Raw genomic sequence first — 8,793 nt, forward strand, 5'->3', positions numbered from 1 at the left:
AACTTAGGAATTAAAAACTAAAACTTAATTTTGCATAGTAGGTCATACCATCAAAACCATAAGGTAGTGCACGAACAGGGTATTTGAATGCTTTATTCGTAATAAAATCAAGTGCTTCATCTTCGCCTAGCTCGTCTGGCGTTACATCAAAGATATTATCAATACCCGCCGATAGCATGAGTTCGTCAGTTAGCTGATAGCCCACGTTAACATCCACTAATACCGCAGACTCTACCGTGCTTGTGTCTTTAAACTCACCGGTAGGTGATAGCTCATCAGGTAAACCAATGTGGTCATTACCAAAGTATTTAACGTCTGTTTCACCATAGTAGTTAAAGCGTAGCATGCTGTTGAAATCGCCACGATCGTATTCAAACGTTAGCGTAGCACGCTCACCTGGTTGACCGTCTGTTAAGAAACTACGTTGTAAATCATCAAGGGCGATTGATTCAGGAATCCCCTCAGGTGCATTTACATCATCAATTTCAGTTTCGTTAATGTTACCCGCAAAGGTTGCTGAGAAATTACCGTCGTACAAATCGGTGCGGTACGAAGCAATAATATCAACCCCTTTGGTGGTTGAATCAACTGAGTTTGAGAAGTAGTTGGCTTGCTGTGCCCCTGTTGCATTAAGCGCGGCCACGGCCTCGGCACTAAACGAAACATCGTCCGCCGACATTAAGCTGCCAAGGGTAATTCTGTCTTTAATAGCAACATGGTAAAAATCAACAGTTAGCGATAAATCGCTGGTTACGTTGTAAACAAAACCTGCACTTAAGTTTTCTGAGCTTTCAAGGCCAAGGCTATCGACGCCAAGTGCTGACGGAAAATCAGAGCCCGCTGTTGCTGTGAATGATTGCAATAACACGCCACCAGCACCTAAGTTTGTGGTGTAAGCTGTATAGGCACTTTGTTGCAGTGATGGTGCTCTAAAGCCAGAAGAAATCGCACCACGCACGGCAAAGTCATCGGTAATTTCATAGCGCGTTGCTAGCTTACCAATGATGTCATCACCGGCATCAGAAAAGTCTTCATAACGAAGCGCTGTGCTTACTTGCCATGCGTCCGTGATCAGCGTTTCGGCATTTACATAAAATGCATAGCTGTGACGGCTCTCTTTGTTTGACGCTTCAGGGCGCAAACCGTTATAAGCTTGGAAACCACACTCAGCGAATACGCTGCTGTCGTTTACCGCAGGGTATGAGCTATCTGAATTAGCTAAACCACACGCATAAGAGGCTTCTTCGCCCGGCACGATTTCATAATTTTCTTTACGGTACTCAGCACCCACAGATACATATAAAGGCTCGCTGCGACCAATATCTACAATACCATTAAGGTCTGCATTTACTGTTGTTTGATCAAATCTAAAGCCACCTGAGTATCCGCCTGAAGGGCCTGCATTAGCAGCAATATCAGCATCACTTGCATCTGGGTTATTCGCCACATATTCAGCAGCATACGACGCATTTAGAGTATTTTTTGAAGTGAAATCATAGCTATTTTCACCATATACGGCAGATACGTCATAGCTCCAATCTGGATTTAACTCTCCGCGCAAACCAAGTGAAAACGAAATATCTTCGGCTTCGTTATCGATACGAGGTAAAAAGCCATCGCCATATACTTGCACAACGTTCTTCGCTGCTTGGTCAAAGTTACGGTAAAAACCATTACCTAGCGCAGTACGGTTTGAGTATCCGCCAAATGAGTAAAGCTCGGTCTCACCAAATGGTAATGCCATGTTATAAAACACAGACGTAAATTCGCTATCAGCATTACCCTGTCCCCAACGAACTTCGTCAGACAGCGTACCGGCTGGTACATCAACTGAGCCTCCAGTGTCACGCTCAGCTCGGTTGGTGCCATCAGCATCACGGTATTCTAAAGAAAAGTTAATGAAGCCGCCTTCATCACCTAAATCAAAGCCACGGTTTAAACCCATTGAAATAGTGTCACCATCGCCTTCCCCCGTGCTACCCGCTTGCACATAGCCCGTTGTAACACCCGTTGAATCGTTTAACGATAAGTTGATAACACCGGCAATCGCATCAGAACCATATTGCGCAGCAGCACCATCACGAAGTACTTCAACACCTTTTAACGCAGTAAGCGGAATCGCATTCATATCAGTGCCCGCAGCACCGGCACCTACAGTACCATTTAAGCCAAAAATAGATTGGTTATGACGGCGTTTACCATTGATAAGCACTAACGTTTGGTCTGGCTGTAAACCACGAAGAGTCGCAGGTCTAAATAAGTCAGAGCCATCTGACACTTGCGTTCGAGAAAAGTTAAATGAAGGAGCCGTCGCTTGCAGACTTTGGCCCAGCTCAGTGAAACCACCTTTGTTTAAGTCGTCAGCATCAATCAAATCAACCGGCGATGTTGATTCGGTAGCTGTACGATTGGCAACTCGTGAGCCTAATACAGAGATTTGTTCGATGTTTGTATCTGCTTTCGCAGCAGATGCTTGCTCTGCTGCCTGCACTGAAGTCGCAGAAACAGCCACACTAACCGCAACGGCCAGCATACTTAAAGAATGTGTTGTCATGTGTATCCTGTTGATATTCCGGCTTTCCTTAAAACAAAAAGACGCCCCTTTTGGAGAAATTAAGAAAAGCACTAAGCACGTGTTGTTGATTTTAGAAATCACGATTTTGAAAGCTAACTCAAGCCTGCGAATTAACTCTTGCAAAACATCCTATCAACAAATCCACAAAATGAAAGAAAAATCAGGTACGACTTAGGTATAAATATTTCCATTTGTAGTATTAATGGAATTTTTAAGGTTGGAATTATTCATTTTTCAGTAGAAATAAGCAAAATAATGCAACCATCAGCTTATCTCTACTGAGGAGGGAAATGTTTACTGATCTTGCTCAAGCATCGCCAGTTTTTCATCTTCAAGCATTAACGCCATAGTGGCAATCTCAGATAAGCTCTCGTCTAGCGCATTAAAGAAGGTGACAAACCCTTCGCCTAGTTTTTCTGGTTCAGGATGATTTGCCAGCGCCTGATCCCACATTGCAAAAGTAGTAAGTAAATCGAGTGTTGCTTCAAAATTATCAATAAACAACTGGCCATCTTCGCTTTCGTTTTCTTGCTGCGAATCAGCCTTGAGTAAAAATTGTAAATCGCTGTGCCAAATATCTTGGTTCACAATGTACGCTGCAATATACCCGCTACAAAAGTCTTGTAGTGCTTGGCTTGGTTCATTGCTGTTAACTTCATTTGGGTATAATTCGGCTAAGATTTTCTTTTGTTCAACTTGTGCTTCGGTTACGTTGTCGAGCAGTTCAATCATTGCATCGCGCGGCTCTGAATCTGTCATTAAGGTGTTGAATACCGCTTCATCATTATCGGCAATATAATTTGCTAACTCTGACTCACCAAAAAACTCTGAGCAGGCTAACAAACCAGACATATAGCCAATCACTTGATCCAAGCTGACTTGATTAGTTTCGCTTTGACTAGCGAGGTAATTTTTAAATACATCCGAACTTTGTTGGTTAAGCATATTGAGCCTTTACATGTTGTTTTGGTAAGGGTGTATTCCTACCCTAGCGAATTCACAAATTTTTGCAACAACTGAAATACTGTCAGCTAGTTACAGTCTTCCTGACCTGACTTTGTACCGGGAACACGCAGCTAATTCGTGTGCCCATTCCTTCTGTACTTTGAATATCAATACACCCTTGATGTTCATGCACTATGGCATATACCATGGTCATCCCCATGCCGGTACCTTCTCCAACGGGTTTAGTGGTATAAAAGGGATCGTATATTTTCGCAATGGTTTCTTCTGACATACCGGCGCCATTGTCCTCAACATCGATATAAATATGCTGTTCAAGCTCATACACAGCGACAGATATTTCAGCTTTTTCACCTAGGCTGTTACACGCTTGCTTAGCATTTATCAGAATATTGACAATTACTTGGCTTATTGCGGGTAAGTTACACCAACTTTGCGATATAGGACTGTATTGGGTTTGTAAATTACAATCACGGAGTTGGTTTGCTAGTAGTTTAACGGCACTTTTTACAGCCTCGGTCATATCAGCAAATTGCTTGTCGTGACCTTTTGGCCGAGAAAAATCCAGTAAATTGGCAACAATTTTACTGATCCTTTGCAAGCCTTGTGAGGTGTCGCTTATTAGCTCAGGTAAGTCATCAGCCATAAAGCGAAACGAGTGCACTTTATTAAGCTCAGTTAACTGCTTACAAAACGTGGCTTTATCAGCATCGTTGCAGGCAAATTCATCACATACAGCAAGTAACTCGCTAAAGTAATTACAGTAATTTTTTAAACAATCGACATTACTAATGCTATAGGCAAGAGGGTTATTTATTTCATGGGCAACCCCAGCACAAAGAGTGCCCAAAGTGGCCATTTTTTCGGCTTGAATGAACATAGCTTGATGATGCTCTAAATCAGCAATTTTTTGCTCAAGCTCACTGTTTAATGCCACTAAAATACGGCTTTTGTCTGCGAGCAATTGTTCAGCTTCTTCTCTGGCCGCTTTTTCTAACAAATAGGCTTGCTTAAAGTCATCCATATTCGTCTCAAACTCTGTTTGTCTCTTTTAAAACCTAGCACAAGGCTTGATTTAAGGCTATGTTATTGATTAACGATGACTCATAGTAAAACGGTATGGCAGAACAAGTTAGCAAGCAACATATTCAGGTTTTATGCATTGATGACGACGAAATCGTCTTGAGGACTCTTTTGCGCCTGTTATCAGCGAATAACATCACTGCAAAAGCCTGCTCAGATCCACTTGAAGGGCTAAAGGTTTTGGCTACTTATAGCTTTGATGTGATCATTTGCGACATGCGTATGCCAAATATGGACGGCGCCGACTTCTTTGCACAAGCACTTAATATAGACCCAGAACCACACCGAATTTTGCTAACCGGTTACTCAGATATAGACAACACCATTGCCGCCGTTAATAGAGGTAAAATCCATGCCTATATCCAAAAGCCATGGCAAAACGAATTACTGTTACGCAATATTAGTGATGGCATAGAAAAAACCTCATTAAAGCGCCAAAACAAGCAGTTAGAGCAAAAAATAAAAGCGCAAAACAGCCAGTTAAAAGAGCTAAACAACAACCTTGAGCAAATGGTAGAAAAGCGTACGTTACAAATTCGAAAAGTGCTCAAACAGCTCGAAGAAGTCAATGAGCGTGAAAAACACGAGCATCGCAGTACTTTTGAGATTTTATATAACTTTATCAATGCCAATCCGTACCTTGATGGTATGCAAGCACAAAACATTGCTGCCACCAGTAAGCAAATTGCAGAGCAACTTGGTTTAGATAAACAACATATCGAAAGAGCTGAAATGGCAGGTTATCTTGCGCAAATAGGCTTGCTCGCCATGGAGCCTGAGCTTTATAAAAAGCCAACAAGGGAACTAACCGAAAACCAAAAAAAAATCTTTTACACCCACCCAAGTACCGCTCAGCTGATGCTCATGCCAGCGACCCATTTACATGATGTCTCTGAGGCGATTTATTACCAGTTTGAGCATTACAATGGCTCGGGCACACCGAAGGGCTTAAAGGGCAAAGAAATACCAATTACGGCAATGATTTTAGCGGTAGCCCGCGATTTCTGGCAGGCTATTGCGCATATCACAGTGCAAGATAACAGCCGTTACGAAAGCGCACTTGATCAGCTACGGCTATACAGCGGCACTCACTATCACCCAAAAATTTTAGACGTATTAGATAGCATAAAAATAACCTGTGCGAGCGATCAAAAAGTCGGCACCATGAAAATTATCTCGGCTCAAGATCTTAAAAACGGGATGGTACTTGGGCACGCACTAAGAAGCTACGACGGTATCTTGTTATTACCTAAAGGGCATGTGTTTGGTGCAAAATCGATTGCAAAACTGCAGCAGCTTGAAGCAAGAAAACCAAACCCTTTCAGGATCATGATCAAAAATTAGCGAATAAAGTGATCACATAGTCAGCTTACTTCGTTACAATGAGATTTATATTACGATTACTTCATATAGGAGCACTCAGTGTCGCGATTTTCCGCCATTACCGATAAGCCTCATGACGGCCGATTCAACAAAAAAACGGGCATTTTACTGACTAACTTAGGGAGCCCAGACGCCCCTACTACCGCGGCACTTAGAACTTATTTACGCGAGTTTTTATCGGACCCTCGAATTGTCGAGATCCCACGTTTTATTTGGATGATCATCCTTTATTGCTTTGTACTTACGTTACGCCCAAAACGCTCAGCGGCACTTTATAAAAGCATCTGGACTGAAAACGGCTCACCGCTCACGCATATTACCCGAGAGCAAAGCAAAAAATTGGCAGCCCTTTTAAAAGACAAAGGACACCACGACACTGAAGTGGTTATGGCCATGCGCTATGGTAACCCTTCAATTGAAGCGGGCCTTGAAGAGCTGCGCGAAAAAGGCATCACTCGTGTGATTGTGCTGCCAATGTACCCGCAATATTCAAGCACTACTATTGGCTCAACGTTTGATGCTGTATCGAATGTTCTTCGTAAGTGGCGCTGGGTGCCAGAGCTACACTTTATTAATGGTTATCACGACAATCCGACATACATTGATGCCCTAGCTGCTAGCATTAGCGAAGATCTAAATGCCCATGGCACGCCGCAAAAGTTGGTGTTTTCGTACCATGGTACACCGAAACTATTTTTAGAAAACGGCGACCCTTACTATTGTTTTTGTATGCAAACCACACGTTTAGTGGCAGAGAAACTTGGCTTTGAGAAAGACTTTGCTGTAACAACTTTCCAAAGCCGTTTTGGTAAAGCTGAATGGTTGAAGCCATACACAGACGCAACCCTTGAAAGCTACCCTGCTGAAGGTATTAAAGACGTTGCAATTTTAAGCCCTGCATTTAGTGCCGACTGTTTAGAAACGTTAGAAGAACTCGAAGGCGAAAACCGCGAAAACTTTGAACACGCAGGAGGTGAAAAGTACCGCTACATTCCTGCATTGAATACCCGCGATGACCATATCAATGCGATGTTTGAAGTGATAAAACCATTACTTAAATAACGAAAGGCCCTAGTTATTATATACAGTAACTAGGGCCTTTTTTAATATAGAAACCTGACATTAATCTTTACGTGTCATAACCAAAGTCACCGTACCTGCAACAATTCCCCAAAATGCAGAACCAACCGAGAACAAAGTTAGGTTTGAAGCTGTAACTAAAAAGGTCACGATAGCGGCTTCGGTATAATACGCCTCAGTTAATGCTTGCTGTAAACTACTAGCAATAGTGGCGAATAGCGCAATGCCTGCCAATGCCAAAATTAATGCCTGTGGCAAACTTGCTACCAAACCGACCAAGGTTGCCGCAAGGAGCGCCATAATAATGTAAAACACACCACCAGCAATGCTTGCCCAATAACGTTTACTTGGGTTTTTATCTGCCTCAGGGCTCATACAAATGGCAGCGGTTATGGCCGCTAGGTTAATGGCATAACCACCAAATGGTGCAATAAATACATTTAAAAGTCCGGTTACATTTAACGCTGCCGATACAGGGGCTTTGTATTGATGCGCCTTTAAAACAGCAATACCCGGTAAGTTTTGCGACGTCATGGTCACAATAAATAGCGGCAAACCAACACTTATCATGGCGTTTAAGTCAAACTCAGGCGCAATATAAGCAAACTCGCTCATTTTCCACTGCCAGCTAGAGGTATCAATTTGCCCAGTCAGACCTGCTATTAAAAAGCCCGCCACAACCACTGCAAGCATAGCAAAGCGTGGAAAATAGCGCTTGCCACATAAATAAACAGCCACCATTAAACCAATCACTAAAGGCAGCTCATTCATAAAGTTGAACACATCAATACCAAAATTCACCAGCACGCCTGCAAGCATGGCACAGGCCAATTGGCTTGGAATTTTGTTCATCATTTTTTCGAACACGCCGGTAATACCAGACAAAAAAACCAGCGCCGCCGAGAACATAAACGCACCAACAGCTTGGTTTAAGCTATACCCTTGGGCGCTTGAAATAAGGAGTGCCGCTCCGGTTGTTGACCACGCAATAAGAATGGGTACTTTGTAGTAAAAAGACAACGCAATCGAGCTGACGCCCATCGCAAGACCAAGCATTAATACCCAGCTGGCAACTAAATCAGGTGTGCCACCTAACACCATAACAACCTGATAAATAAGCGCGATTGAACTGGTAAAGCCAATAATAACGGCCACTAAACCCGCGGTTGCTCGACTGATGAGCTGACTCATGTACACACACTCCTTTGCAATTAAAAATCTACCATATCCTATGATTTGCCAGATGGCACTGTACACTTTTGTAGTATTTTAAGATTTATTTACTATACAGATGACACAAAAAAGGCGTGTTATAAACACGCTTTTATAAAGTTAAAACCATCTCTAAACAAGGCTCTTTAGCTACTTCAATATTTAACGTTCTACTTCATAGGTCTCTTGCTTTAACAAGCCTTGGCTATCTTTATAAATGATCCACCCGCGCATGGTCGGTACCTCTAGTCTTGGAGTTTCGGTGAAAAAAAACGCGGATTATGCTCAGCATTCAGAGCCGAGTAAAACAAATTAATTTTATCGACACGATAATAAAAACCACTACTTAGTGATTAACTATTGACCGAGTTGTTAACTTGAGGTAAAAACTAACAATGAGTTAACATAAAAACCCGTAAGAGAAACATGTGAACAGGACGCTTGCATTAATCTTCATTCTGCCACTTACAGCATTTGCACTGAATGAGTGGCATATT

At 42.5% G+C, this 8,793-nt stretch carries 6 protein-coding genes; 2 read left to right on the top strand and 4 right to left on the bottom strand.

Translation table 11 applies throughout. The features are described 5' to 3' along the window. Positions 1 to 10: 10 nt before the first annotated feature. From AN394_RS20540 to AN394_RS20555, 3 genes are all read right to left on the bottom strand, one after another. Complete coding sequence (locus AN394_RS20540) at positions 11 to 2,554, bottom strand: TonB-dependent siderophore receptor (protein ID WP_055022431.1); 2,544 nt, start codon at positions 2,552 to 2,554, stop codon at positions 11 to 13. 315 nt (positions 2,555 to 2,869) lie between these two features. After that, a complete protein-coding gene (locus tag AN394_RS20550) occupies positions 2,870 to 3,520 on the bottom strand; it encodes a UPF0149 family protein (RefSeq protein WP_054563239.1) in 651 nt (216 codons plus the stop codon). Positions 3,521 to 3,602: 82 nt separating this feature from the next. Beyond that, positions 3,603 to 4,562: a sensor histidine kinase gene (locus AN394_RS20555; protein WP_055022432.1), complete on the bottom strand. Its 960-nt coding sequence runs from the start codon at positions 4,560 to 4,562 to the stop codon at positions 3,603 to 3,605. Between the two features lie 95 nt (positions 4,563 to 4,657). Here AN394_RS20555 and AN394_RS20560 point away from each other — a divergent pair, with 95 nt between their 5' ends. Further along, positions 4,658 to 5,965, top strand: a complete 1,308-nt coding sequence (locus tag AN394_RS20560) for an HD domain-containing phosphohydrolase (RefSeq protein ID WP_055022433.1) — start codon at positions 4,658 to 4,660, stop codon at positions 5,963 to 5,965. 78 nt (positions 5,966 to 6,043) lie between these two features. After that, complete coding sequence (gene hemH / locus AN394_RS20565; RefSeq protein ID WP_054553442.1) at positions 6,044 to 7,066, top strand: ferrochelatase; 1,023 nt, start codon at positions 6,044 to 6,046, stop codon at positions 7,064 to 7,066. Positions 7,067 to 7,126: 60 nt separating this feature from the next. Here the strand turns inward: hemH and AN394_RS20570 are convergent, their stop codons facing one another. After that, positions 7,127 to 8,275: a benzoate/H(+) symporter BenE family transporter gene (locus AN394_RS20570; protein WP_055022434.1), complete on the bottom strand. Its 1,149-nt coding sequence runs from the start codon at positions 8,273 to 8,275 to the stop codon at positions 7,127 to 7,129. Positions 8,276 to 8,793 lie beyond the last annotated feature (518 nt).

The sequence above is a fragment of the Pseudoalteromonas sp. P1-26 genome (genome assembly GCF_001401795.1).
Lineage (GTDB): Bacteria > Pseudomonadota > Gammaproteobacteria > Enterobacterales > Alteromonadaceae > Pseudoalteromonas.

Excerpts from the sequence above, each read along its gene's own strand:
- AN394_RS20540 (WP_055022431.1), bottom strand. The coding sequence starts at position 2,554 with ATGACAACACATTCTTTAAGTATGCTGGCCGTTGCGGTTAGTGTGGCT.
- AN394_RS20555 (WP_055022432.1), bottom strand. The coding sequence starts at position 4,562 with ATGGATGACTTTAAGCAAGCCTATTTGTTAGAAAAAGCGGCCAGAGAA.
- AN394_RS20560 (WP_055022433.1), top strand. The coding sequence starts at position 4,658 with ATGGCAGAACAAGTTAGCAAGCAACATATTCAGGTTTTATGCATTGAT.
- AN394_RS20570 (WP_055022434.1), bottom strand. The coding sequence starts at position 8,275 with ATGAGTCAGCTCATCAGTCGAGCAACCGCGGGTTTAGTGGCCGTTATT.
- AN394_RS20550 (WP_054563239.1), bottom strand. The coding sequence starts at position 3,520 with ATGCTTAACCAACAAAGTTCGGATGTATTTAAAAATTACCTCGCTAGT.